The organism is Alcaligenes endophyticus (assembly GCF_026344035.1).
Lineage (GTDB): Bacteria > Pseudomonadota > Gammaproteobacteria > Burkholderiales > Burkholderiaceae_B > Alcaligenes > Alcaligenes endophyticus.
The window spans coordinates 392,167-418,940 of sequence record NZ_JAPKND010000002.1 but is presented as its reverse complement, the minus strand read 5'-3'; the positions used below and the strand labels follow the sequence as shown (position 1 = coordinate 418,940).

Sequence of the window (26,774 nt, the reverse complement as noted above, 5' to 3'; positions counted from 1 at the left end):
ATGCTTCATCAAGCATGAAAATAAAAACTGCGCTGTTCAAGGTCTTTAACCTGTACTTTACCTTGAGCATCTAAGTGCACCTGCCCTTGAATCAGCCAACGCACCGCCGCGGTATACACCACGTGTTCGGTGGCAAGCACCCGTTCCGATAACGACTCAGGCGTGTCACTGGCCAGCACTGGAATAATGCTTTGCGCAACAATAGGCCCATGATCTAGAACCGGCGTAACAAAATGCACCGTGCTACCATGACACTGCACTCCTGCCTGTAAAGCTTGCTCGTGCGTGCGCAAACCCGGAAAGCTAGGTAACAGCGAAGGATGGATATTGATTAAACGACCATGATAATGCTCAACAAAAAATGGGCTAAGCACTCGCATGAAGCCCGCAAGTAAAACATAGTCGGGCTGATAATTGTCAATTTCCTGCAATAAAGCCTGATCAAAGTCGGCACGTGTTGCAAAATCGCGATGCGAAATGCATGCCGTCGTCAAACCTCGCTCTTTTGCCCAGTTTACCCCTTCTGCGTCAATCTGGTTGGAAATTACCGCACAGACTTGAGCAGGCAAACCTTGTTCCTCTATCATGCTGACTATTGCCTGCATATTGCTGCCACGCCCGGAAATCAAAATCACTAGGCGACAAAGTGGGGTCAAATCGGTCAAAATTCTACTTCCCGAGAAATAAAGAATTCAAAATTGTAAACTCTCGCTTGTGAAATCTGCTCTAAAACTTTACCGCTCTCTGCCACGCTATAACTGCGAGGCCCCTAGCGCCCTAACCATAGGCAACTTTGATGGTGTCCATTTAGGTCATCAGGCCATCTTGCGGCGGGTGCACGAACAGGCTGTGCGTGAGCACCTCGTGCCCAGTGTGATGACCTTCGCACCACACCCGCGCGCTTATTTTGCCCTGCGGGGCAAACGCCCCGAACTTATCCCTACGCAAATCAGCAGCCTGCGTGACAAACTAGAGGCTATTACTGCGGCGGGGATACAACAAGTTTACCTAGCGCGCTTCAATCAAGCCATGGCCGATATGTTAGCCCAGGACTTCATTGAACAAATACTCGTGCGCGGCCTGAACACGCGCTGGCTACTGGTAGGCGCTGATTTCCGCTACGGACATAAACGTGCAGGCGACGTCGCATTACTGCGCCAAGCCGGTGAACAATACGGCTTTGAGGTCGAAACCATTGATGATGTGGTGGATGCTGAAGGCCGACGTATCTCCAGCTCAGAACTACGCACCGCCTTAGCCGTTGGCCAGTTAGACCGGGCGCGCCACTTACTAGGTAAACCTTATCACTTAAGCGGACATGTCATACATGGACAAAAACTAGGACGCCAAATTGGTTTTCCTACCATGAACATTCCGGTTCCCGAACACTGTGCCGTGCGCTCAGGTATCTACATCGTGCGCGCTCACGGCCTGGGCCCTGAGCCTTTAGCAGGAATAGCTAGCCTCGGGGTACGCCCCACAGTGCAATCTCAAGGTCGTTTATTGCTTGAAGTACATTTACTGAACTCGCAACTCAATGCATACGGTAAACTTGCAAGAATCGAATTTCTAGAATTTGTCAGGGACGAAGAAAAATTCCCTGACCTTGATACTATGATCGCCGCTATCCGTCAGGATGCACAAGGCGCTCAAGACTACTTCGCCATCCATGGACTATAAAGACACTCTCAACCTACCCGACACTCCCTTCCCTATGCGCGGCGACCTCGCACGCCGCGAGCCTAACTGGGTCGCCCAGTGGGAAGAAAAGAAAGTCTACGCCGCCATACGCGCTGCCAGCGCCGGACGTCCTAAATTCATTTTGCATGACGGCCCTCCGTATGCCAATGGCGATATTCATATAGGCCATGCTGTCAACAAGGTTTTGAAAGACATTATTGTCAAAAGCCACAACATGGAAGGCTTTGATGCACAATATGTACCTGGCTGGGACTGCCATGGCATGCCCATTGAAATTCAAATCGAAAAAAAATTCGGCAAAAACCTGCCCGTAGCCGAGGTGCAGTCCAAAGCGCGTGCCTACGCTCTTGAGCAAATTGATAGCCAACGCAAAGACTTCAAACGCCTCGGCGTATTGGCTGACTGGGAACGCCCTTACTTAACCATGAATTACAGCAACGAGGCCGATGAGCTTCGCGTGTTGTTACGCATCATGGAAAAAGGCTTTGTATTTCGCGGTTTAAAGCCGGTGAACTGGTGTTTTGACTGCGGTTCCGCCCTAGCCGAGGCCGAAGTTGAGTACGCCGAGCGCAAAGACCCCTCCATTCACGTCGCCTTTCCTTTTGCCGAGCACGAAAAGCTGGCTCAAGCTTTTGGCCTACCTCAGGTTGATGACGGTGCCATTGTTATATGGACAACCACCCCATGGACTATCCCAGCGAACCAAGCCCTAAACATACATCCCGAGTTCGAATACTCATTAGTGCGCCTTAGTGCCCCGCGCTCAACCGGCTCATATTTATTACTGGCCAAGGATCTCGTCAAAAAATGCCTAGAGGAATGGCAGTTGGAAGGGGAAATCATCGCCAGTGCTCCAGGTGAAAAACTCGCTAACATCGCCTTTCACCACCCTCTTGCACAGGCCGACGCCGGCTACGCCCGTTTGTCACCCATCTACTTAGGTGATTATGTCACCTTAGACAGCGGTACCGGAGTCGTACACTCGGCCCCCGCTTATGGTGTGGAAGACTTTGTGTCATGTAAAGCAAACGGCCTTAGCGATGACAACATCATCAAGCCCGTTATGGGCAATGGTCACTACGCCGAAAGCTTGCCCTTGTTTGGCGGTTTGTTCATCTGGAAGGCCAACCCGCTCATTGTTGAGGCTCTCAGCACCGCGGGCACGCTACTCAAAAGCGTCGACCACCAACACAGTTACATGCACTGCTGGCGTCACAAAACTCCCATTATTTATCGAGCCACTAGCCAGTGGTTTGCGGGTATGGATAAACCCAACCAAACTGGCCGCAGCTTGCGTGAAATGGCGTTGGAAGCGATTGATCAAACTGAGTTTTACCCCGCTTGGGGCCGTGCTCGCCTACATGCCATGATTGCTAATCGTCCCGACTGGACCTTATCGCGTCAACGCCAGTGGGGCGTACCAATGGCCTTCTTTGTACACAAAGAAACCGGCGAGTTGCACCCACGCACCCCCGATCTCATGGAACAAGTCGCTCAACGCATTGAGTTGCACGGTATTGAGGCTTGGCAAGCGCTAGACCCACGAGAACTACTGGGTGATGAGGCCGATTTATACGAAAAAAACCGCGACACCCTAGATGTTTGGTTTGACTCAGGCAGCACACACGCTACGGTATTAGGCGGACAAAGCCACAATATTAAAGGCTCACATGCCGATGCCTTGCAGTGGCCTGCCGACCTATATTTAGAAGGCTCAGACCAACACCGTGGCTGGTTCCATTCCTCGTTGCTCACTGGCTGCATGCTATATGGCCGCGCACCCTACAAGGCATTGCTGACCCACGGCTTCGTAGTGGACGGCAAAGGCCGCAAAATGAGCAAATCCTTGGGCAATACCATTGTTCCTCAAAAAATTGCGGATAGCCTAGGGGCAGAAATTTTACGGTTATGGGCGGCATCTACCGATTACTCGGGCGAGCTTTCCATCTCTGACGAAATCCTTAAACGCGTGGTAGAGGGCTATCGCCGTATCCGCAACACCTTGAAATTTTTGCTTGGTAATTTAGCGGACTTCAACCTCGAGACCGATGCTGTTGCCATCGAGGACATGCTCGACATCGACCGTTATGCCATCGCTATGACGCAAGCCATGCAGGCTGAAGTACGGGCAAACTACGCTAAATACGAGTTTCACCCCGCCGTTGCTCGTCTGCAAATTTTCTGCTCCGAGGACTTGGGTGCCTTTTATCTCGATATCCTCAAAGATCGCCTCTACACAACGGCTAAAAACGGTCTACCTAGGCGCTCAGCGCAAACGGCGCTCTATCACATTACCCAAGCGTTACTTAAGCTGATGGCCCCTATTCTGTCCTTTACGGCAGAAGAGGCGTGGAAAGATCTGCAACAAGGCAAACAAGAACCCGTCACCATTTTCACCGAGACTTTCCATGTCTTGCCAACCGTGGTCGATGCCGAGCAACTTACTCAAAACTGGCAAGTGTTGCGCACCATTCGCGCCGAGGTCATGCGCCGTATCGAGGACGTACGCAGCACAGGGGCAGTAGGCTCCTCTTTGGCGGCCGAAGTAGACATTTATGCTCAAGGCCGTGAGCTTGAGGTATTGCGCTCCTTAGACGACGACTTACGCTTTGTGCTGATTGTTTCGCGCGCTAACGTCCATGAACATGAAGGCACATTAGAAGTAAAAGTGAACGCTACGGAAGCAGAGAAATGTGAACGTTGCTGGCATCATCGCCCCGATGTAGGCACCAGCACCGAGCATCCTACTATCTGTCATCGCTGCGAAGAAAACCTGTTTGGCCAAGGCGAAGTGCGTCACCATGCATAAGCAGGTTACCAACTCGCACAACAGCCCCCAAAAAAGGGGGCGCGGGCTGAACAACAACCAGCGTTTCTGGTGGTGGATGGCTTTCGCCACCTCATTAGTCCTGCTTGATCAATGGACTAAGCAGTACTTTAATACGCATCTTTATTACGCCGAACGCTGGAATGTTCTCCCTTTTTTCGACTTCACCCTACTCTACAATCCAGGTGCAGCATTTAGTTTTTTGGCTGATGGCCAAGGGTGGCAAAAATGGTTTTTTATTAGCATTGCCCTAGGCGCCTCCGCGCTTATTATCACTTTGCTACGCAAGACGCCCCAACAAATCTTATTTAGCCTGTCCATGAGCCTAATTATGGGCGGGGCCATAGGCAATGTTCTGGATCGTTTTCAACATGGGCACGTCATAGATTTCTTACTTTTTTACTGGAATAACTCTTATTTTCCCGCTTTTAATGTCGCCGACATCTGCATTACTTGTGGCGCCATTTTAATGGTGTTAGATGAATTCCTGCGTCTACGTAAAAAAAAGCACGAGCCTAAGGAGTAAACATGCTTGCCAATAAGCGCTTGGTTTTCGGTATAACTGGGGGCATCGCTGCTTATAAAACAGCTGAGTTAGTACGTCGCACCCTTGAGCAAGGTGCACGTATAGATGTCGCCATGACAGAGGCTGCCTGCCGCTTTATTACTCCGGTTACTTTTCAAGCTCTATCAGGCCGCCCTGTATATACTGACCTTTGGGATCCTCGCGTTCCCAATAACATGGCCCATATACAGCTTAGTCGCGACGCAGACGCCATTCTTATCGCCCCCGCTAGCACCGACTTTATTGCTAAGCTGGCCCAAGGCCGAGCTGACGATTTACTGAGCACACTATGCATTGCCAAAGGCGACTGCCCCTTGCTGATCGCCCCCGCCATGAATCGGGAAATGTGGCTAAACCCAGCCTGTCAGCGCAATATTCAGCAGTTACGCGACGATGGTATATTCATTTTAGGCCCAGGGGCAGGTGATCAAGCCTGCGGTGAAACTGGCGATGGCCGCATGCTAGAGCCACATGAACTCTTGGCCGAGTTGATTGCATTTTTTCAGCCCAAGCTACTGGCTGGTAAACGCGTCTTAATGACAGCAGGGCCTACCTCAGAGCCCATAGACCCGATACGTGTCATTACCAATCGCTCCTCAGGAAAAATGGGCTACGCTATTGCTCTTGCGGCGCAGCAAGCAGGCGCCCGCGTGCATCTGATCTCTGGGCCTACCGCCCTGCCCGCGCCCTACGGGGTAACACGCACCTCGGTAGAAAGCGCAAGGCAAATGCATCAGGCTGTTATGCAGGCTGCCAGCGACAACGATATTTTCATTAGTGTGGCAGCAGTAGCAGATTGGTATGTCAGCAATGCCAGCACCCAAAAGCTCAAGAAGCAGGCCGATGGAGCTGCGCCAGCACTTGAGTTTGCCCTCAATCCCGATATCTTAGCCGAGGTCGCGGCCCTACCGAACGGGCCCTACTGTGTAGGGTTCGCGGCCGAAACCGATCAACTGGTTGAGCATGCCCAAGCTAAACGGCTGCGCAAAAAGGTGCCTTTGCTATTTGGCAATTTGGCACAGCACGCCATGAATGCCGACGATACCGCGCTCGTACTATTCGACGATGAGGGCCACGAGCAGTGGCCTGCTCAAAGCAAAACGCAAGCGGCTAGTCAACTTATCAAGGCTATTGCTAGCCGTCTTTACACCTAATTTTTTATTCGCTGTACACATGAATAACGTCAATATAAAGATTTTGGATGCCAGAATACGCGAGCTATTACCCGCCTATTCCACCCCTGGTTCTGCTGGCTTGGACCTTCGTGCTTGTTTAAACGACACCTTGGTTTTACAGCCCGGCCAAACTGAACTCATACCAACGGGTTTAGCCATGCACTTGGACAACCCCGGCTATGCAGCCATGATCTTGCCACGCTCGGGTTTAGGTCATAAGCATGGCATCGTACTAGGTAACTTAGTGGGCCTTATTGACTCAGACTACCAAGGTCCGCTGATGGTTTCGGTATGGAACCGAGGCAATACGGCCTTTAGCATCGAGCCCCTAGAACGCATTGCGCAAATGATCATTGTGCCTATTGTTCAAGTAGGCTTTAACGTCGTAGACGACTTCGATGCCACTGAGCGTGGCACCGGTGGTTTTGGTAGCACAGGAAAAGCTTAATTTTCAAGCTTGGGCTCAGGTTTGGGCTCAGGTTTGGGCTCAGGCTTAGGATCACGCGTCTGGCTGAGCAAAATTTTCGCGGTACGCCACTCGCCTTTACGTACTTGATAAACCGTAAAGGGGCTTTGGCGTAGGTTCCCATGGCGGTCGTAGGAGATATTTTGGCTGGTTACTCCGCTACGCTTTAAGGATGCTAAATGCGGCAAATATACCAATGGGTCGCTACTATCAGCCAGTTGCATCGCGGTTACCATATTCCACATACCGTCGTAAGCATACGCCGCATACCCCAAAGAACTGCCGTTGAACCGCTGCTCATACTCTTGCAGAAAACGGCGGCCAGCAGCAACACCCTCTAAGGGCACACCCGACAAAGAAGCATAAGTGCCTTCAGCAGCCTCTTGGGCTTGCTCAATAAAAAGCCGGGTACGCCCCATATCACCCGTCACAAAGCTCCACTTACTCTGCTTGCCGTGAAAAAAACGTTTTATGGCGGCGCCTTGCCGGTCTGTACCTGCAAAGAAGACGGCATCGGCCGCTGATTGCACCAAGCGTTCGTATAAGTCATCCCAGGTCTTGACTTCTTCGTCTAACGATTCAGCCAGCACAATCCGGGCATCTGCTTGCTCTACCGCCTTCACTACCTGCGCGCTCAGGCCTTCGCCATACAAACTGTTGTCGTGCAAAACCGCCACTTTAGTGGCGCCTAGGTCTTTGACCATAAACTGCGCCAATGCGGTTCCTTGCTGTGCATCATTACCCATCATGCGAAAAGCCGTATCGTAACCCTGCTCGGTATAAGCTACCGCACTAGCCATCGCCATTTGAGGCAAACCTGCTGCGTGATAAATGGAAGCTGCGGCAATGCTTGTACCCGAATTGAAATGCGCCAATACGCCGCTGAGATCTGCTTGAATCAACTCTTTCGCCACAACAATGGCTTTGTCTGGTTGAGCCTGGTCATCCCGTGCAAATAGTTCAAATTGAACGGTTTTACCGCCTAGCTGTATGGGTGAGGAGTTCAATTGCTCTAGGGCCAGTTGCACGCCGTGTTGCATATCAACGCCGTAATGGGCTTGCAGACCACTTAAGGGCGCCGCAAAACCTATTTTAACCAATAGCGTTTCAGCTTCGGGCTGCGCCTGCACCATAGCGCTGACACTCAAGGCAATCAAGCTCATACCCAAACGTAAAGACATGCTTTCAGCTCTCTGTTAATAGTTGCTCATGCAATAGGCCCACCGAAGCGGGCCTCATAACAATACACTATAACAAATAGCTTTAGCCTATCATCATCAAACTAGCATTACCCCCTACCGCAGCGGTATTTACACTCGTTGAGACTTCGCGTACCAGGCGCTCGGCTTGATAATAAGCGCCGGCTTGTAAACTGGCGCTACTTAAGCCTTGTAGTCCGATAATAGGCCCAGTGCTTTGAGCTAAACGCTGGTTCCAAACAAGTAGCTCATCACTATCTCCTTCGAACAACACCGCCTCGTAATTGAAACTATCGAGCTCAGCCTCTAGTGACACCATGGATAAACCTTGTTCTTGTGCTAAGCGCGCGTAAGCTGATTGTGCATCGCGCACGTATACCAGTGCTTGATTGCCGCTATCAGCTACAGTTTCTAGCTGCTGTTGCAAGCCTAGTTCAGTGGCGGGTATACAAAGTACCGTACCACGCGGATGCAACTGATAACGGTTACTTTCGCCCGTGGGACCGGGTAATGCACAGGCTTGTTGCCTATACGGCGCCAAACTGATTTTCGGCACATCAGTTAATAAACGACGCACATATAAGGGCCCCCCTGCCTTGGGCCCTGTGCCTGACAAGCCTTCACCCCCAAAGGGCTGTACACCCACCACAGCGCCAACAATATTACGATTCACGTATACATTCCCGGCCCGTATTTTTTGCGTCAATCTATCAATGGTCTCGTCAATACGAGTATGTACGCCAAACGTTAAGCCATAGCCACGCTCATTAATACGCTCGATCAGTAAATCCTGATCTTTACGCTCATAGCGAATCACATGCAAGACAGGCCCAAAGACCTCGCGTTCTAGCTCGTCGATACGACTAATCTCTATCAATGTAGGCGCTACAAAGGTGCCGGACAAAGCGGGCATAGCCACTTGCTCGACGGTATGCCCCGCCGCTTTCATGCTGACGATATGTTCTAGTATGCCCCGTTTCGCCTCGGCGTCAATCACCGGCCCCACATCAGTCGTTAACATGTCGGGACGACCGACACGTAGCTCGTGCATGGCACCTTTAAGCATATCTAAAACGCGATCCGCGCAATCAGCTTGCAAACATAATAAGCGCAAAGCTGAACAACGCTGCCCTGCCGAGTCAAAAGCAGAGTTCAGCACATCCACCACTACCTGCTCAGCCAGAGCAGATGAATCGACCACCATCGCATTCAGGCCCCCTGTCTCCGCTACTAAGGGGACCACCTCACCATTAGGATTTAAGCGTTGCGACAGTTGCTGAGCGATTAAACGGGCGACCTCGGTAGACCCTGTAAACATGACACCGTTAACCAGTGCATGGCTCACCAAGGGCGCCCCTACCTGCACGCCATCGCCTGGCAATAACTGCAAGGCCCCCGCTGGGATTCCCGCTTGATGCAATATCCCAACCGCTAAACTGGCGATCAATGGTGTTTGCTCAGCCGGTTTAGCCAGCACCACGTTACCCGCCGCCAAGGCCGCACTAATTTGCCCCAAGAAAATGGCCAAGGGGAAATTCCATGGACTAATACACACGACGCACCCTAACGGACGCGCTTGCACATCTTGTAAATCACGACGCACTTGGGTCGCGTAATAGCGCAAAAAGTCTACTGCCTCACGCACCTCAGCAATCGCATTTGCATAGGATTTCCCCGCTTCGCGAACCAACACCCCCATGAGCTCTTGCATGCGATCTTCTAGCATTTGAGCGGCACGCAATAAGCTATCTGCACGTTCATGGACGGGCGTGGACTCCCAGATGGGTGCGTAGTGACGTGCCGCGCTCAGAGCGTGCTCTATATCAAGTGCGCTGGCGGTCATGACATGCCCCACCACATCTTGGTGATTGGCTGGGTTAAGCACTGTCTGCGCGCGTTGCTGGTCCCACTCAGGGCTATCTTGCCCCAACAACGGCAAAGCTCTTACTGGCTGTCGGCACCCGTGTAACAACGCCGCAGCTAAAGAACCTAAGCGATGTTCGTTACTTAAATCCAACCCAGCAGAATTTAAACGCTCTTCAGCCTCCCAATACAACTGACGTGGCAAAGGTATTTTGTCATGCGGTTTACCCACAGGCTGAATTTGCAGCGCTTGACTGATGGGATCCCGAATCAGGCTTTCCACTGGAATACTTTTATCACCGATCTGATTGACAAAAGAAGTATTAGCACCGTTTTCCAATAAACGACGCACTAAGTATGCTAACAAGGTCTCATGCGGCCCGACAGGTGCGTAGATACGGCACGGACGATTCAATTTACCCTCTTTGAGGGGCCCGACCACCTGCTCATAAAGGGGTTCGCCCATGCCATGTAAACACTGAAACTCATACTGCCCTGGGTAATAATTTTGCCCTGCCATGTAATAAATAGCGGACAGTGTTTGTGCATTATGCGTGGCGAACTGCGGAAACAACGCTTCAGGCGCCTGAAGCATTTTGCGGGCACAAGCCAGATAAGCTACATCGGTATGCACCTTGCGGGTATAGACGGGGTAATCCTCTAGGCCGTCTAACTGCGCACGCTTAATTTCGCTATCCCAGTAAGCTCCTTTTACCAAACGTATCATCAACCTATGCGAACTACGCTTAGCTAAATCAATTAGATAATCAATCACATAGGGCGCACGTTTCTGATAGGCCTGAACCACAAACCCTATACCGTTCCATGCCGCTAGATCTGGCTCAAAACACAGGCGTTCTAATAAGTCTAGCGAAAGCTCTAGCCTATCAGCCTCTTCAGCATCAATATTCAGACCAATATCATAACGACGCGCCAGCACACACAAGCTAAGTAAACGAGGATACAGCTCGTCCATGACGCGATCACGTTGAGCACGGCTATAACGGGGGTGTAAGGCTGAAAGTTTAATGGAAATACCACCGCCTTCATAAATACCCTTGCCCTGACTGGCTTTACCTATGGCATGCACCGCCTGCTCATAGGCTTGGTAGTAACGCTGCGCATCTGCCGAAGTGGTGGCCGCTTCGCCCAGCATATCGTAAGAGTAGCGAAAGCCTTTTTCTTCCATTTTTCGGCTATTGGACAAGGCCGAGGAAATTGTTTCGCCCGTCACAAATTGCTCACCCATCAAACGCATAGCGGTATCGACGCCACGCCGAATCAATGGCTCTCCCCCTTTACTAATCAAGCGGGTCAATGCGGACGACAAGGATTTTTCGCTATTGGAGCTCACCAACTTACCGGTCAACATCAAGCCCCAACTGGCTGCGTTAACAAACAGGGAGGTGGATTCGCCGACATGCGCACGCCAATCACCATGGGACACCTTATCGCGAATTAAGGCGTCGCGCGTTGGGCGATCGGGGATACGCAATAAAGCCTCGGCCAGACACATCAGGGCCACGCCTTCTTGGCTGGACAACGAGAATTCTTGGATTAGACTCTCAACCCCGCCACCACCACGACGGTTACGCAAGCCCAGTACCAGTTTTTCGGCTAGCTCTTGGGCCTTAGCAGACTGGGCTGGTTGTGCTTGCTGCAACAAAAACGGCAAACACTCTACTTCGGGACGCCGATATGCCGCGGTAATAGCAGAACGCAACACAGACTGAGGTTGAATATCTTGGGCGAACGCATGAAATGGCAATAGCCCTTCGTCATCAGCAGCACCCTCGGCAACGGCCTCAGCATCCTGCAAATGCATCAACTCACTCGGTACATGACCTCGCTCAATCGCGTCCAGATAAGCCAATAACGCTTGTTTGTGGAGCCAATGCGGTGTGCAGCCCAACCGCTCTGCCGTGCCTCGTAAGCGATCTCGAAAAGCGAGATCCACCTTAATACCCAATGTGATGCTACTTGCCATGCGTCCCCCATGAATAAGGTCGTGCGTCTATGATCAATTTAATAATAAATTGATCATAGCAAGCAGTTAACCGCAAAACAAGAAAAGGTTAACTAGGGGTTAACCCGCGCAACTTAGTAGAACACCATCAGCCCCTGCATAGGACTGGCTGTTCATCTGGGCCGTTAAAATGTCCATCATGTTGCCCAATAACTGCTGATGCGCTAACACCAAGGCCTCTAGGTCCGCAGAGGTCTGAGCTTGCTGCAAAAGACGACATTGATACGTGGGGGCTTGAAAGCCACGCGCTTGCAAATTCCAACTAAATTCTTGCGCCACATGCCGTCCTAACACAGAGTCAAAGCCCGACACCGCAACACTTAACAACCAATATTTATCCCCGGCTAGCACTGTCGCCAACTCAGGCTTGGCTAAACGCGCTTGCAAGCCCGACTGCAACGCCAATTGCAACTCGTCCCCCAAGGGAGACACCCATTGAAAGTCATTGAGCAACTGCACCTGCGCGCCCCCGTCTCGGCTCAATACGATCTGACGCCTATCTAACTGCAAAGGAATATCCACTTGCTTGATCACAAAACCTTGGTAGGCAGGCTCTTTGCTTGATGCCGCAGGCTGCAAAGAAAGCGGTGTTTTAAGGGTGTAGTATTGCGGGCTGGTGGTCGCACATGCCGTACATAACAACAGCAGAGCAAGCGCCGACCAGCGGGATAAAAGAGTGGTTCTCATTTAGGGCTCCAGTAAAACATCCGCCTTACGGCCACGCAATAGGCTAGAAGGCTGCGCTTGTAAGCTATCGGCCAAATCTCGCATAGACCGCATAGCTCGATTTAATTCGCGCATATTTTGCTCTAGGTTGGAGTTGAGGCTGGAGTCCGACGCCAATAAGCTGGCCACTTGATCCACTGCCTTTTGCACGGACAGTAGGGTTTGATTCAATTGCGGCACACTTGCCTGATCGAGCTTACGCACGACTAGGTTCATCTGCTTCAACATCTGCTCTAGCTGTGCCCCAATCTCAGGAAAGGGTATGGCAGACACTTTATTAACGATATTGCTCACTTGCTCTTGCAAGCGATCAAAGTCACCCGCAATGGTAGGCACCAACAAAGGCACCATACGCTCATTAAAGGCAAACTCAGGCGCCTTGGGGAAGAACTCCAAGGCCACATATTGTTTACCTGTTAATAAATTAGCCGGCCGCATTTGCGCCCGCAAACCATGCTTGACCATTGGTGCTATTAAAGAGGCCAAGGGATCATCACCTTTACGCGCTGCCAGGGCGACATGGTTATACACGCTACCTAGCCGCTGAGGATAAATACGCGCTTTCACTAAGGCATAGAAACTTTGCTTATCACTATCATACTCAAGCTGCACATCGGTAACATTACCCAACTCAAGACCACGAAACTCAACCGCTGCACCCGCTTGCAAACCACGGGTGGACTGATAAAAATGAAACTGCAAAGGAACTGCTACACCATCAGGCTCAGCCAAGGCCTCAGTCTGACTTCTGAATAGCTCAAAGTACGTATTAGGCGGCACAGGGTGATTCGCTCCCATGGTGGACCGCTCAAAGGCCACTCCACCCGCTAAGGCGGCCACCAAGGAATGCGTACGTACCGTAAAGCCACCCGCATCAACCGACATATTCACGCCGCTAACATTCCAAAAGCGCGTACTATCAGTAATATACTGATCATAAGGTGCATCCACAAACACCTGCACATGCACACCCTCGCCTTCGGGATTAAATTCATAACCAATCACTTGTCCAACCTGTATGCCCTGATAATAAACGGGTGACCCCCTATCTAAAGAGCCTAAACTTGGGGTGGTCAGCACATAACGCGAACCCGGGCGGCCACTAATGATCTCCGGCGGCGATTCAAGACCATGGAACTCATATACTTTGTCAGCTTTGCTAACCGTTTGCGGAGCATCCACAGCAATATAGGCGCCGGACAACAAGGTACCAAGCCCAGACACCCCACTTAGCCCCAAACGCGGCCTTACCACCCAAAAGCGCGCTTGCTCTTGGGTAATATAGTCGGCCCCCTCTAGTTCTAGGCGCGCCTTAACCACTACCCCTTTGCGATCCGGTGCCACCGAAATAGACGAAATGTGCCCTACTTCCACATCGCGGTAACGCAACTTGGTTTGTCCTACGACCAGGCTTTCCGCAGAATCGAAATAAATTTCGATATTAGGTCCCGTCAGCATCCAATTTCGTAGTACCAACGAGGCACCCACAATAGCAGCCACAATCGGCAAGAGCCAGATCCAAGAAAAGCCACTGCGTTTAGGCGAGACCAAGGTGGGCTCGACAGCCTCGGTAGCCCCAGGCAAAGAAGGAGACGGCTGGCTCATATATTTATTAACCTACAATGACACAGTAGAAACAGTTACCTGACCGCGCTTGGATTGATCCCAAGCACTACGAGGATCGTAGCTTTCCGCGGCCAACATCGTCAGCACAACCACCAAGCCAAAGCTAATTGCTGCAGGGCCCGGAATAATCTGCGATACCCCTGGGAAATTCGCTAACGCAGCCATTAACACCACTACAAACACGTCCAGCATGGACCACTGGCCAATCAGCTCAACCATGTCGTACAAACGATTACGCTGCTGTTGTATGCGATCGCCCCGCCAGCGAGATTGTAAATTAAGTACGCTCAATGCCAATATTTTAGTGATGGGAACCACCACACTGGCCACAAATACAATCAATGCCAAATCCCATGAGCCTAGTTCCCACAGCTGTATAACCCCGCCAATAATGGTGTGCTCACCTGCCATCACCAAACTGCGCAACTCCATCATGGGTAATACGTTGGCCGGAATATACAACACAATCGCGGTTGCCAAAAAGGCCAAACTACGCGCCCGTGCGTTAGGGCGGCGCTTATGTAACGTGGCATGACAGCGCAAACAGTGTGATGGCCCCAGTGCTTGCACCAAGCCGCAGCTTTCACAAGCACAATGCTCTTGATTGGACTGGAGGGTGGGTGTAGTCATGACCATGCCAGCATCTTCGGCCCATAACCACAAGCGCATGTGATCAATCCGGCTTAAGGCGGTGAGTAAAAAGCAAAGCAATAAAAAAGCATAGATACCGACTTTAAGGTGCAAATCACCAAAACCGGAAAACTTAACAATCGCAACCACTATGCCCAAAAACAAGACACTGGTCATAGACCAGTGTTGTAAATGTCGTAAGACTCGCAAACCCAAGGCGAAGTCGTTGGGCCTACGCCTTGCCGCAATGCAACGTAACGCCCAAAGCTGAAATAAAAGTTGAAACAAGGGGAGCCAAAAGCCCACCAAACCCGCCAAGACAGACAGCTCCCAATACCCTTGCTGCCAGATAAGCAGTAAAGCATCGGGAAAGGTAGGCTGTACCGTTTGCCCTGCCAGGCTCAAGGACACAATGGGAAAGCCGTTTGCGATTAAAAACAAGATAAGCACTGCCAAGACTACCGCTTGCCAGTGCCCCACCTGCCACCGGCTGCCTCGGTACAGGACAGTTTCACAACGGACACAGCGCGCCTGAGCAGCCTCTTGCATAGCCACACGCCGGTGCACAGTGTCACAATGCGTACAGGCGATCAGTGGCGTCTGCGTCGTCGACATGTTTAATCGACAAGTTCCGGCTCGGGTTTACTAGTCGATTGCGATTGCTCGGACCCATCGCCTGGAAACACCAATATCACCTTATCGTCGGCATCCAGCGTGACATCAACCGCACCCCCATCAACCAGACGACCAAACAACAACTCATCTGCCAAAGCACGACGAATCGTATCTTGAATTAGCCTGTGCATAGGTCTGGCGCCCATTGCAGGATCGAACCCTTGCTGCGCTAAATAATTACGTAAGGCCTCAGAGAAGTTAATCTCTACCCGTTTCTCATGCAGCTGATTCTCTAGCTGCATCAAGAATTTATCGACCACCTGCAAAATAATATCGCGAGTTAAAGGCTTAAATCCAATAATGGCGTCTAAACGATTACGGAACTCTGGCGAAAAATGGCGCTTGATGTCTTGCATTTCTTCACCGGCTTTATTGCTTTGCGCAAAGCCAATGCTATTGCGGCTAAGCGTTTCGGCGCCCGCATTCGTTGTCATTATAATAATGACGTTACGGAAATCCGTTTTACGCCCGTTATTATCGGTCAGTGTCCCATTGTCCATAACTTGCAGCAAGATATTATAGACATCCGGATGAGCCTTTTCGATCTCATCGAGCAACAGTACACAATGTGGCTGCTTGGTCACCGCTTCGGTTAGCAAACCACCTTGATCAAAGCCCACATACCCGGGAGGCGCACCAATTAAGCGCGACACAGTATGACGCTCCATATACTCGGACATATCAAAGCGCAGGAGCTCAATTCCCATGGTAAAGGCCAATTGACGCGCCACCTCGGTCTTACCCACCCCTGTAGGGCCCGAGAACAAGAACGAGCCTATAGGTTTATTCGGTAACCCCAACCCGGAACGCGCCATCTTAATGGCTGCCGTCAAGGCATCAATCGCTGCGTCCTGCCCAAACACCAGTGCTTTCAGATCACGCCCTAGCGTAGCGAGCTTATTTCTGTCGTCACTCGACACCGATTGAGGCGGAATACGCGCAATGCGGGACACAGTAGCTTGAATTTCCGCCTTGCCTATCGTTTTTTTCTGCCGCGAACGCGGCAGCAAACGCTGGGCTGCCCCTGCCTCGTCAATGACATCAATGGCTTTATCGGGTAAAAAGCGATCATTGATATAGCGCGCTGATAGCTCCGCTGCCTCTGTCAGTGCGGCCGAGGAATAACGCACCCCATGATGCTCTTCGAAATGCGTTTTTAAACCACGCAAAATTTGTATGGTTTGCCCCACAGTGGGCTCGGGCACATCAATTTTTTGGAAACGACGTGATAGCGCGTGATCTTTCTCAAAGATACCTCGGTATTCGCTATAAGTCGTTGCACCGAGACACTTTAACTGCCCGGAAGACAATGCTGGCTTGAGCAGATTCGACGCATCTAACGTACCTCCTGAGGCCGAACCCGCGCCAATCAGGGTATGAATTTCATCGATAAACAGTACCGCATGGGGGGTCTCTTTTAACTGTTTGAGCACCGCTTTTAGACGTTGCTCAAAATCCCCCCGGTACTTGGTACCAGCTAACAGCGCCCCCATATCAAGGGCATAAACACGTGCTTCACTCAAAATATCGGGTACTAGCCCTTGCTGGATGCGCAAAGCCAAACCTTCAGCAATGGCCGTTTTACCTACACCCGCTTCACCCACCAGCAATGGATTGTTTTTCCGGCGACGGCACAAAACCTGAATGACTCGCTCGACTTCGTGGTCCCGCCCAATAAGCGGATCAATACGCCCTAGCTGCGCCTCGTGATTGAGATCAGCCGCATACAGATCTAACGGCGACTTTTGTTGCTCACTACGCGTATCAGCCTCGGCAGCACCCGTAGGCGAGGCGGATGCTTTAGGAGTATCGGTGGGCGCGGCTTCAGGCGCGTTTTTACTAATACCGTGGGATAAATAGTTAACCACGTCTAAGCGGGTTACACCCTGCTGTTGCAGATAGTAAACCGCATGGGAGTCTTTTTCCCCATACATCGCCACCAACACATTCGCACCCGCCACTACATTCTTGCCAGTTCCGGTTGACGACACGTGCATGATGGCACGCTGAATGACACGCTGAAAACCCAGAGTGGGCTGCGTATCGACTTCCCCCTCACCTGGGAAGGTGGGAGTATTGTCACTAACAAACTTACGCAGATTCTGACGCAAAACATCGATATCTGCCGCACAAGCTTTTAACACCTCTAGAGCAGAAGCATTATCCAACAACGACAGCAGTAGATGCTCTACCGTGATGAATTCATGGCGCGCGGCTCTAGCCTCGACAAAGGCCATATGTAGACTGACTTCAAGTTCTTCGGAGATCACGCTTCCTCCTACACGGCAAGGGTAAAACTACAGTTAATTCTATTCTATGACTAAACCAAATGATAGGAGCAATTGGCCCTACTCGGTAGGGGTCGGCTCCATCACACATTGCAATGGGTGCTGATGCGCCAACGCCAATTGACGCACTATTTCCACCTTGCTAGCAGCAATGTCACGGGTATAAATACCACATACCGCGCTACCTTCATAATGCACCTTAAGCATCAGGTGTTCGGCCTCATCGCCCGTTTTCGCAAACACTCTTTGTAAAACATTAACGACAAATTCCATCGGTGTATAGTCGTCGTTAAGCAAAATGACCATATACATGGGCGGCGGTGCTACTTTGCTTGTTTCGCGCTCAAGAATAGTGTCGCGCTGACTCTCAATCTGGACTGACATATTACAAACTAGGTGCTTTCCATAGGTTGACTGAAATACGCTTAATTCAGCATTATCAACGTGAATGCAAGTAAATAGGCAAAAAACCTATCTACTGCGTTTAAAACAGCCCCAGGGAGGGGGCGCAGTATCAACCTTATATTATAGTTGAGAGGCAGGAAGTATGTCTGATACAAGCACCACAGCGACAACAGGTGAAAATCAAAAGCTGTCAGGTACCGTAAAATGGTTTAACGACGCCAAAGGTTTTGGCTTCATCACTCCAGATAACGGCGGCGAAGACCTATTTGCCCACTTTTCTTCCATTCAAATGAATGGTTTTAAAACTTTAAAGGAGGGACAAAAAGTGTTTTACGAGGTCGCCCAGGGACCCAAAGGAAAGCAGGCTTTAAATATCACCTCTTCCTGATTCCTTACTCAGAATCATTGATATTGTCCCGATTGAGCAGCATGTTGCACACACCTAAACTGATTAGTTTTTGCGGTTCTGTCCTACTGGCTATTTACACAAGTAGCATAGCATACGCCACCCCACCCAAAGCCACGCGTCACGTGGCCTTGAAAGTGGGCACCACGACTCTCCAAGCCGAAGTGGTCGACACTCCACAAAGCCGAGCTTTAGGTCTCATGTACCGCCGCTCACTGCCTACCGATCACGGCATGTTGTTCGTTTTTGAGCAAAGCGAACAACTGTGCTTCTGGATGAAAAATACGCTCATCCCCTTAGATGTAGCATTCATCGATGAACAAGGCATTATCAGCAATATAGAAGCAATGGAACCTTTAGCGCTGGAGTCCCATTGCTCCAAGGGGCCAGCGCTATACGCTCTGGAGATGGAGCAAGGTTGGTTTGCTCGCCATCAGCAGCAAGCCGGTGACCTTGTCACTGGCTTGCCTTCAGCCAAACACTAAACCCGCTCCAAAACCAGCGCTACGCCCTGGCCTACACCAATACACATGGTGCACAACGCGTAGCGCCCACCACGACGGTGCAATTCATTCACTGCACTGATTACTAAACGCGCGCCAGACGCACCCAAAGGGTGGCCCAAGGCAATCGCTCCACCGTTAGGATTGACACGCGGATCATCATCAGCGAGCCCCCACCAGCGCAATACGGCTAAACCTTGGGCAGCAAATGCTTCGTTGAGCTCAATCACGTCCATTTGCTCTAAACGCAGACCGGCCAAACGCAACACTTTTTCGCTCGCCGGAGCTGGCCCTATCCCCATGATACGCGGCTCTACCCCCGCAAATGCCATGGCCACAACCCGGGCACGTGGTGTCAAGCCCTGCTGCCTAGCCATTTGCTCACTGGCGAGTACCAAGGCACACGCGCCATCATTCACACCCGAGGCGTTTCCCGCCGTCACCGTCCCCTCAGGCTTAACAATGGGCCGTAGTGCTGACAACGCCTCAAAAGTGGTGGCGCGCAGATGCTCGTCGGCATCAACACACACTTCACTACCATTACGTTGAGGGATAGAAACGGAACAAATCTCTTGGGAAAACACGCCATTTTTTTGAGCCAACGCCGCTTTGCTTTGGCTGGCTAAGGCGAACATATCTTGGTCGGCACGTGAAATATTAAATTGCTCGGCCACGTTTTCCGCCGTTTCAGGCATGGAGTCCACCCCCCATTGTGCTTTCATCATCTTATTGACAAAACGCCATCCTATGGTGGTGTCATACACAGCAGCTTGACGGGAAAATGCTGACTCTGCCTTGGCCATGACAAAGGGAGCACGACTCATGCTTTCCACTCCGCCGGCCAGCATAAAGCTCGCATCCCCACTACGAATAGCTCGCGCCGCTGCCCCTACTGCATCTAAACCTGAGCCGCATAAACGGTTAATAGTCGCTCCTGGCACGACAGTAGGCAAGCCCGCTAACAGCGCTGCCATGCGCGCCACATTACGATTATCTTCTCCAGCCTGGTTCGCACAGCCATACAGCACGTCATCTAATAAAGACCAATCCACTTGTGGATGACGCTGAATTAAAGCCTTAATAGGCACCGCCCCTAAATCATCGGCTCGCACAGTGGCTAAAGCGCCCGCATAGCGGCCAAAAGGTGTACGTATCCCGTCACAAACAAATGCCTCCTGAATCATATTGTCTCCTAATCGTGCAGGCTTAACCCACATCATGTTTATTACTGAAGGCCTCATCATAAGCATTGAACGGTACAAGACTACGTCAAAACCATGAAATGTCCGACTGGCGTACACACGAAAAAAACAACGCTTTATTTCAGAAACAAAAAAACCCCAAAGGCTCGAACAATGTCTAACCTTTGGGGTGTCGCTCTCTGCTCCAAAGAGCAGGGGCCTGGCTTTAGCCAGCTACTACGGTCTTACTTAGCCCAAATTTTGGGTAGCAAAATCCCAGTTCGCCAAATTCCAAAAGTGCTCTAGGTACTTAGGACGAGCATTGCGGTAGTCGATGTAGTAGGCGTGCTCCCATACGTCACAGGTCAGCAAAGCTACATCTGTGGTGGTGAGTGTTGTGCCTGCGTTGCTGGTGTTAACGATATCCAAGCTACCGTCTTCTTTCTTCACCAACCAAGTCCAACCGGAACCGAAGTTACCGATAGCGGATTTAGTAAACGCTTCTTTGAAAGCATCAAAGCTGCCCCATTTAGCATTGATGGCCTCAGCCAGTTTGCCGCTAGGCTGACCACCACCATTGGGTGACAAGCTATTCCAGTAGAAAGTGTGGTTCCAAACCTGAGCAGCGTTGTTAAATACACCGCCTGTGGATTTCTTAACGACTTCTTCTAGGCTAGCATGTTCAAGCTCAGTGCCTGCCACCAAGTTATTCAGGTTGGTCACATACGCTTGGTGGTGTTTACCGTAGTGATACTCAAGCGTTTCTTTAGAGATATGAGGCTCTAAAGCACTGATATCGTAAGGTAGAGCAGGTAGAGTAAAAGCCATATTCAAATTCCTTCAAAAAAAACCATGTTTGGTATTCGAGACGAACGCAGCTAAAGTAGCCCATGCTTATCTTGCACGGTGACCGAAACTTGGCCGCGACTTAACTCGACATCGAGTCGCTCACCAACGTTTAAGTCTAACGCATTTTGTACCACATTCCCTCTCGCATCTCTGACAATAGCATATCCTCGATTCAATATAAGCAGAGGGGACAAAGCTTGTAAGGTATGACTTAATAAGCCCAAGCTATGTTGCTTTTGTTGCACGCGCTGCGACCAAGCCCGTTGTAAGCGCTGCACACACTGCTGCAAGCGCTCACTAGCCTCCCGCACATCAGGCTGCTGCCTTGCTAAGGCACGACTGATCTGCAGTTGTCGCGCACGTTCACGCTCTATCCGCCAACGCATCACACTCTGCAAGCGATACTGCACATGTTGCAAACGTTGCTGCTGCTGCGCAATCCGTTGACCCGGTGACACCAGCATGCCAGCAGCTCGGTCCAAGCGCAGACTCGCGCGCTCTAGAATGCGTTGCATACGTTGCTGCAAATGCCCCTGCAACCCTTGCAAAATATCCAACCATTCTTGTTGACTACGACAAACCAGCTCTGCCGCTGCGGTAGGAGTGGGCGCACGTAAGTCGGCAACAAAATCAGCAATCGTAAAGTCGGTCTCATGCCCTACCCCGGAAATAATAGGGACTGGGCTGGACGCGATACACAATGCCAAGTGCTCATCGTTGAAGCTCCACAGGTCTTCCATGCTGCCACCGCCGCGCACCAGCAAAATCGCATCAACTTCTTGGCGCGCATAGGCCAACTGCAAGGCTTGAACAAGTTTTCCCGCCGCCTCTGAACCTTGCACGGGAGCAGGATAAATGATGACCGGCACATGGGGCGCGCGTCGTGCCAAGGCGCTTAACACATCGCGCAATGCGGCAGCGGACAAAGAAGTGATTACCCCCACTGCTCGGGGCAAGACGGGCATAGGCCGCTTACGCTCAGGGTCAAATAAGCCTTGCCGTTCAAGCTTATCCTTTAAACGTAAAAAAGCCTCATGCAAATCACCTTGACCGGTACGCCGCAGGCTCTCGACCTGAACTTGATAATCACCACGCGGCTCATACAAGGTAACTGTGCAGCGAAACTCAAATTGTTCGCCTGCCTTAGGCACAAAACCAACTGCCTGGGCGCGCCCCCTAAACATGACTGCACGTACCGACGCGCGCTCATCTTTAATGGAAAAATACCAATGCCCCGATGCAGCCTGGGTGAAATTGGATACTTCTCCTTTTACCCATACAGATGGTAAGGACTGATCCAGAATTTGCGCCACCTGCCGATTCAACTGTGCCACTGACCACACAGGCTCCGTAGTGCGTTGATAAGTCACCATTTAGTTACTCTACTCACATAAAAACAATCTGTTTTGCGCTGTGTATCCACAAACGTCATCATTTTGTCAAATCCTTTTTAGCTCAATAAGCTTTTATCAAAAACTCATGCAAAACCTCAAGCAAGAACTCTAACTCATTGATAAAAAATAGATTTTAATATTCACACAAAACGAGCAATAATTACCCAAGGAACCCCTAAAGCAGACACCACGCCATTAAGAACAATCTTATGCACAGAATTATCCACAGATTTTGTGGATAGAAGCCGCAAACTCACGACCCAAGCGGTTTACGCGAAAATCCGATCTTTTTTAGCTCGATATTCACCCTGATGCAGGTGTATCATTCGACCCAAAAGTCTCCCCCAACAGCGATATTCAGACAAAGCCGCCATTTTGCTAAAGTTAAGCCTAAAATAGACGCTGACTGCCACCCCACGTACGAGAGTTAAACTTGCTTGCCCTTATTGATGCCGCAGGCTGGCCCATCTGGATGCTTTTGGCCTGCTCTATTTTAGCCTTAGCACTGATTATTGAGCGTACCTTTTCGCTACGCACTCGCCGCATACTACCACTTGGTTTGGCCCGGCAGGTGGGTGGGCTGGTGCTCCAAAACCGTGTGCAAGATGAATCATTAGACAAATTAAGGCGCAATTCTTTCCTCGGACAAATTTTATGCACGGTACTGGAATACCGCCATAGCCCTGCCCCGCTACGCCAAGAGGCCGTCGAAGCAGAGGGACGCGAAATCGATTATCAGCTACGCAAATACATTTCTGCCTTAGGCACGATTGCCCTCATCGCACCATTAATGGGCTTATTTGGCACCGTCATTGGCATGATTGAAATTTTTGCTGCGTATGAGCCGGGCAGCAGCGACCCCAGTTTAATCGCTCACGGCATTTCGATTGCGCTCTACAATACGGCCTTAGGCATTTTAATTGCCATTCCAGCACTTATTTGCCATCGTTATTTTCGTAACAAGGCTGACTGGCTTTTACACCGCTTAGAAACCGAAGCCGGTGCCTTACATAGGCTACTTGAGCAGGAACGATAAGCATGCGTTTTCGTCGTCGCTCTGACCCCGATCAGCTTGAACTCAATCTTATTCCTCTGATTGACGTGTTACTGGTGGTGCTCATTTTTTTAGCAGCCTCTAGCAGCTTTGTACAAACCACGCACATTAACGTACAGCTTCCTCAGGCGCAAAGCGGTATGGCTACCAAGCACGAACTCCTCATCGCCATTGATCAACAAGGCAACTATGCCATTGGAGAAACATGGTTACCCCATACCGAATACCAGCAACTAAAACAGATCCTCACTGCACAGCTCGCTCAGCAAGAGGCGGCAGCTATGTTACTGCTAGCAGATGACTATGCACCACATGGTGCGGTTATCCGTCTTATGGATGCTGCCCGCCAAGCGGGGGTGGCCGACATCAGTTTTGCCACTCGCTCGCAACCATGAGCCTCGCTGCTACCCTGTCACGCTGGGCGCACCAAGTCTGGCAAACCCGCAATCCGCTTAGCGTATTCCTCTATCCGCTCAGCCTTGTTACACGTTATATAGTGCAACGTAAGCGCGCCCGTTTTACCACTTCCTCAAACCTCGTCTACCGCAGTCCATGCCCGGTCATTGTCGTGGGGAATATTGTGGTGGGCGGAACCGGAAAAACACCGGTAGTTGTGGCCGTCACCCGTCACTTACAAAGCAAAGGCTGGACACCAGGCCTGATTAGCCGTGGGTATGGCGTACACATTTCCGACCACGTCCCCAGACTAGCTCGCGGCCACGCTGATGCGCAACAAATCGGCGACGAGCCCGCTTTACTGACACAAGCAACGGGGGCACCCATCTGCGTCCACCCGCAACGCGCGCTAGCCGCCCAAGCCCTGCTCGAACAGTACCCAGACGTTAACGTCATTATTGCCGACGACGGCATGCAACATCTGGCCCTGGCACGTGATATAGAAATAGCGGTTCAAGATCATCGTGGAGTGGGCAATGGCTGGCTATTGCCCGCAGGCCCCCTACGTGATCAGGCAAGCGCGCTGAGCAAGGTAGACTGGTTAATTACCCACATTAACCCCAACGATCAACAACCTGATACTCCGCACCCCCAGCAAGCTGATCGCAATCTGCGCATGTACTTAAGGCCTTACCAAGTTCATTCTCTACACGGGGAGCAGCAGTTCGATTGGGGGCAATGGCAGACTTTTTGCCAAGGAAAGTCGATCTCAGCAGTCGCGGCGATTGGCCAGCCGCAACGTTTTTTTACTATGTTGCGTCAAGCAGGCTTAACCCTGACTCAAACTCGCGCCTTGGCCGACCACGCGGCCATCGATCACAGCAGTTTCGTCGGTTTACACAGCGACTACATCCTCATTACACGCAAAGACGCCGTAAAATACAAAGCGGGGCGCGATCCTCGAATCTATGTGGTGGAAGCTCAGGCTATGTTTTCTCACCCTAATTGGCTGGATGACCTAGCCCACTCAACACAACAGCACCACAACGCTCTCACGCAGCGTGCGCCTTAATTTCACCTTGGAGCTCTTATGGAAAACCGTTTACTTGAAGTACTTGTGTGCCCTTTGTGCAAGGGCCCCTTACGCCACGATAAAGACAAGCAGGAACTACTCTGCAAGCATGACCAACTCGCCTTTCCTATCGTTGACGGCATTCCTACTATGCTTGTGGACGATGCCCGTAAATTGAACGACGACCTCTAAGCTGCATGAGTTTCACCGTCATTATTCCGGCGCGCATGGCCTCCACACGCCTGCCCAATAAACCCTTGGCCGACATCGCGGGCAAACCGATGGTAATACGCTGCGCCTTACAAGCCCTACAGTCTCAGGCGCGCAATGTATATATCGCCACCGATTCCCGGGCCGTATTAGCGGCGGCAGCGACACATCAGATCTCTGCCTTACTGACTGATAGCGCCCACCCCACAGGCACAGATAGACTCGCCGAAGCTGCCCAACAGCTAGGTTTAGCGGACGACGAAATCATTGTCAATGTCCAAGGCGACGAACCTCTGATCGATCCCGAGCTTATCAATGCTGCGGCTCAGCTTCTGGCCCAACATCCCGAGGCAGACATCGCGACACTGGCTTACCCCATCGCCAACAGCGAGGCGCTCTTTAATCCTAATGTCGTCAAGGTCGTATGCGCACTGAATGGGCAAGCCCTGTATTTTTCACGCTCCCCCATGCCTTGGGCGCGGGATGCCTTGGCCTCGGGCGAGCCCGTTTTAGCCCCCGGACTTCCCGCATTGCACCATATTGGTTTGTACGCCTATCGTCACAGGTTCTTGCAGCGCTTTACCACTTTAGCCCAAGGCCCACTGGAAAAATTTGAAGCCCTCGAACAACTGCGCGCCTTAGAAAATGGCGCCAGAATTATGGTTCACGTGATTTCGCACGCTCCTGCTGCGGGTGTCGACACCGAAGAAGACTTAAAAAGGGTACGCGCTGCCTACACAAATCGGTTATAAAAGACCTTTTGTTTGAATACTCTGTATGCTGGCGTGTATAAAAATGCTGCAGCGCCATAACGCTGTAACCTGGATACAGAGTAAGCACTCCCTGGAGGAACTCATGCGACTGATACTGCTAGGCCCCCCCGGTGCGGGCAAAGGCACCCAAGCTGCGCACATCATCGAAAAATTTGCGATTCCGCAAATTTCTACTGGTGATATGCTGCGTGCTGCCGTGAAAGCCCAAACACCACTTGGCATTCAAGCCAAACAAACCATGGATGCAGGCGGTCTAGTCTCCGACGACTTGATCATAGGCTTAGTCGAGGACAGGTTAAAAGCTGACGACTGTGAGCATGGCTATTTATTCGATGGCTTTCCGCGCACTATTCCGCAAGCCGAGGCGCTTAAAAACGCTCAGGTCAAACTGGACTACGTGGTTGAGCTCGTTGTCCCCGAAGAAGACATTATTGAACGTGCCAGTGGACGTCGCGTACACCCAGCTAGTGGTCGCACTTATCACATCACATTTAACCCACCCAAAGTTGCCGGGCTTGATGATGTCACGGGTGAGCCCTTAGTACAGCGCGACGATGACAAAGAAGAAACCGTGCGCAACCGCTTGGCGGTTTATCGCGATCAAACCCGTCCTTTGGTTGACTACTACTCACAGTGGGCAGCCACAGGCGATCCCGCAGCGCCTGCCTACCGGAAAATTTCTGGCGTAGGTTCGGTGGAAGCTATCACTCAGCAGATTTTTGCTGCGCTGCAAAAATAAACCATACTCCCTGGCCCTAATGCAA

General features: G+C 51.2%; 24 protein-coding genes. 13 read left to right on the top strand and 11 right to left on the bottom strand.

What is annotated here, in order from left to right; genetic code table 11:
• Positions 1–8: 8 nt before the first annotated feature.
• Entirely contained in the window at positions 9–665 is a 657-nt protein-coding gene (purN, locus tag OSH01_RS06240; RefSeq protein WP_266123212.1) for a phosphoribosylglycinamide formyltransferase, read from the bottom strand.
• A 49-nt stretch (positions 666–714) separates the two neighbouring features.
• Here purN and OSH01_RS06235 point away from each other — a divergent pair, with 49 nt between their 5' ends.
• The 5 genes from OSH01_RS06235 to dut are packed head-to-tail and all read left to right on the top strand — an operon-like array spanning position 715 to position 6,716.
• Entirely contained in the window at positions 715–1,680 is a 966-nt protein-coding gene (locus tag OSH01_RS06235; RefSeq protein WP_266123211.1) for a bifunctional riboflavin kinase/FAD synthetase, read from the top strand.
• Complete coding sequence (ileS, locus tag OSH01_RS06230) at positions 1,670–4,510, top strand: isoleucine--tRNA ligase (RefSeq protein ID WP_266123210.1); 2,841 nt, start codon at positions 1,670–1,672, stop codon at positions 4,508–4,510. Before OSH01_RS06235 ends, ileS begins: the two co-directional genes overlap by 11 nt.
• Positions 4,503–5,054 carry a signal peptidase II gene (gene lspA / locus OSH01_RS06225; RefSeq protein ID WP_266123209.1) on the top strand — a complete coding sequence of 184 codons (552 nt, stop codon included), beginning with the start codon at positions 4,503–4,505 and terminating at the stop codon, positions 5,052–5,054. Before ileS ends, lspA begins: the two co-directional genes overlap by 8 nt.
• A gap of 2 nt (positions 5,055–5,056) precedes the next feature.
• On the top strand, positions 5,057–6,247 hold the full coding sequence (coaBC, locus tag OSH01_RS06220) for a bifunctional phosphopantothenoylcysteine decarboxylase/phosphopantothenate--cysteine ligase CoaBC (protein WP_266123208.1): 1,191 nt from the start codon (positions 5,057–5,059) through the stop codon (positions 6,245–6,247).
• A gap of 19 nt (positions 6,248–6,266) precedes the next feature.
• Positions 6,267–6,716 carry a dUTP diphosphatase gene (gene dut, locus OSH01_RS06215; RefSeq protein ID WP_266123207.1) on the top strand — a complete coding sequence of 150 codons (450 nt, stop codon included), beginning with the start codon at positions 6,267–6,269 and terminating at the stop codon, positions 6,714–6,716.
• Here the strand turns inward: dut and OSH01_RS06210 are convergent.
• The 7 genes from OSH01_RS06210 to clpS all read right to left on the bottom strand — a co-directional run bounded on the left by OSH01_RS06210 (position 6,713) and on the right by clpS (position 18,151).
• Entirely contained in the window at positions 6,713–7,915 is a 1,203-nt protein-coding gene (locus OSH01_RS06210) for a branched-chain amino acid ABC transporter substrate-binding protein (protein WP_266123206.1), read from the bottom strand. The genes dut and OSH01_RS06210 overlap by 4 nt on opposite strands.
• 82 nt (positions 7,916–7,997) lie before the next feature.
• The gene (gene putA / locus OSH01_RS06205) at positions 7,998–11,783 is read right to left on the bottom strand and encodes a trifunctional transcriptional regulator/proline dehydrogenase/L-glutamate gamma-semialdehyde dehydrogenase (RefSeq protein WP_266123205.1); all 3,786 of its coding nucleotides are present in this window, start codon (positions 11,781–11,783) and stop codon (positions 7,998–8,000) included.
• 99 nt (positions 11,784–11,882) lie between these two features.
• On the bottom strand, positions 11,883–12,509 hold the full coding sequence (locus OSH01_RS06200; protein WP_266123204.1) for a PqiC family protein: 627 nt from the start codon (positions 12,507–12,509) through the stop codon (positions 11,883–11,885).
• Positions 12,510–14,153 (bottom strand): PqiB family protein, encoded by a 1,644-nt coding sequence (locus tag OSH01_RS06195; RefSeq protein ID WP_266123203.1) that lies wholly within the window; start codon positions 14,151–14,153, stop codon positions 12,510–12,512.
• Positions 14,154–14,165: 12 nt separating this feature from the next.
• Entirely contained in the window at positions 14,166–15,419 is a 1,254-nt protein-coding gene (locus OSH01_RS06190) for a paraquat-inducible protein A (protein WP_266123202.1), read from the bottom strand.
• A gap of 2 nt (positions 15,420–15,421) precedes the next feature.
• A complete protein-coding gene (gene clpA / locus OSH01_RS06185; RefSeq protein WP_376918132.1) occupies positions 15,422–17,716 on the bottom strand; it encodes an ATP-dependent Clp protease ATP-binding subunit ClpA in 2,295 nt (764 codons plus the stop codon).
• Between the two features lie 111 nt (positions 17,717–17,827).
• Positions 17,828–18,151, bottom strand: coding sequence for an ATP-dependent Clp protease adapter ClpS (clpS, locus tag OSH01_RS06180; protein WP_266123200.1), 324 nt, complete (start codon positions 18,149–18,151; stop codon positions 17,828–17,830).
• 163 nt (positions 18,152–18,314) lie between these two features.
• Here clpS and OSH01_RS06175 point away from each other — a divergent pair, with 163 nt between their 5' ends.
• The gene (locus OSH01_RS06175) at positions 18,315–18,560 is read left to right on the top strand and encodes a cold-shock protein (protein WP_266123199.1); all 246 of its coding nucleotides are present in this window, start codon (positions 18,315–18,317) and stop codon (positions 18,558–18,560) included.
• 41 nt (positions 18,561–18,601) lie between these two features.
• Positions 18,602–19,063 carry a DUF192 domain-containing protein gene (locus OSH01_RS06170; RefSeq protein WP_266123198.1) on the top strand — a complete coding sequence of 154 codons (462 nt, stop codon included), beginning with the start codon at positions 18,602–18,604 and terminating at the stop codon, positions 19,061–19,063.
• Here OSH01_RS06170 and pcaF read toward each other — a convergent pair.
• The 3 genes from pcaF to xseA form a co-directional block, all read right to left on the bottom strand.
• On the bottom strand, positions 19,060–20,265 hold the full coding sequence (pcaF, locus tag OSH01_RS06165) for a 3-oxoadipyl-CoA thiolase (RefSeq protein ID WP_290459340.1): 1,206 nt from the start codon (positions 20,263–20,265) through the stop codon (positions 19,060–19,062). The two genes, OSH01_RS06170 and pcaF, sit on opposite strands and share 4 nt — an antisense overlap.
• A gap of 246 nt (positions 20,266–20,511) precedes the next feature.
• Entirely contained in the window at positions 20,512–21,090 is a 579-nt protein-coding gene (gene sodB, locus OSH01_RS06160; RefSeq protein ID WP_266123197.1) for a superoxide dismutase [Fe], read from the bottom strand.
• 50 nt (positions 21,091–21,140) lie between these two features.
• Complete coding sequence (gene xseA / locus OSH01_RS06155; RefSeq protein WP_266123196.1) at positions 21,141–22,484, bottom strand: exodeoxyribonuclease VII large subunit; 1,344 nt, start codon at positions 22,482–22,484, stop codon at positions 21,141–21,143.
• 454 nt (positions 22,485–22,938) lie between these two features.
• On the opposite strand from xseA, the gene OSH01_RS06150 reads away from it, so the two are divergent.
• The 6 genes from OSH01_RS06150 to adk all read left to right on the top strand — a co-directional run bounded on the left by OSH01_RS06150 (position 22,939) and on the right by adk (position 26,749).
• On the top strand, positions 22,939–23,541 hold the full coding sequence (locus tag OSH01_RS06150) for a MotA/TolQ/ExbB proton channel family protein (protein WP_266123195.1): 603 nt from the start codon (positions 22,939–22,941) through the stop codon (positions 23,539–23,541).
• A 2-nt stretch (positions 23,542–23,543) separates the two neighbouring features.
• A complete protein-coding gene (locus tag OSH01_RS06145; RefSeq protein WP_266123194.1) occupies positions 23,544–23,954 on the top strand; it encodes an ExbD/TolR family protein in 411 nt (136 codons plus the stop codon).
• Positions 23,951–25,027, top strand: a complete 1,077-nt coding sequence (gene lpxK, locus OSH01_RS06140) for a tetraacyldisaccharide 4'-kinase (protein ID WP_266123193.1) — start codon at positions 23,951–23,953, stop codon at positions 25,025–25,027. The genes OSH01_RS06145 and lpxK overlap by 4 nt, the downstream gene beginning before the upstream one ends.
• 18 nt (positions 25,028–25,045) lie before the next feature.
• Complete coding sequence (locus OSH01_RS06135) at positions 25,046–25,219, top strand: Trm112 family protein (protein WP_266123192.1); 174 nt, start codon at positions 25,046–25,048, stop codon at positions 25,217–25,219.
• 5 nt (positions 25,220–25,224) lie between these two features.
• Positions 25,225–25,989: a 3-deoxy-manno-octulosonate cytidylyltransferase gene (gene kdsB / locus OSH01_RS06130; protein WP_266123191.1), complete on the top strand. Its 765-nt coding sequence runs from the start codon at positions 25,225–25,227 to the stop codon at positions 25,987–25,989.
• 103 nt (positions 25,990–26,092) lie between these two features.
• Complete coding sequence (gene adk, locus OSH01_RS06125) at positions 26,093–26,749, top strand: adenylate kinase (protein WP_266123190.1); 657 nt, start codon at positions 26,093–26,095, stop codon at positions 26,747–26,749.
• The last annotated feature ends 25 nt before the right edge of the window (positions 26,750–26,774 follow it).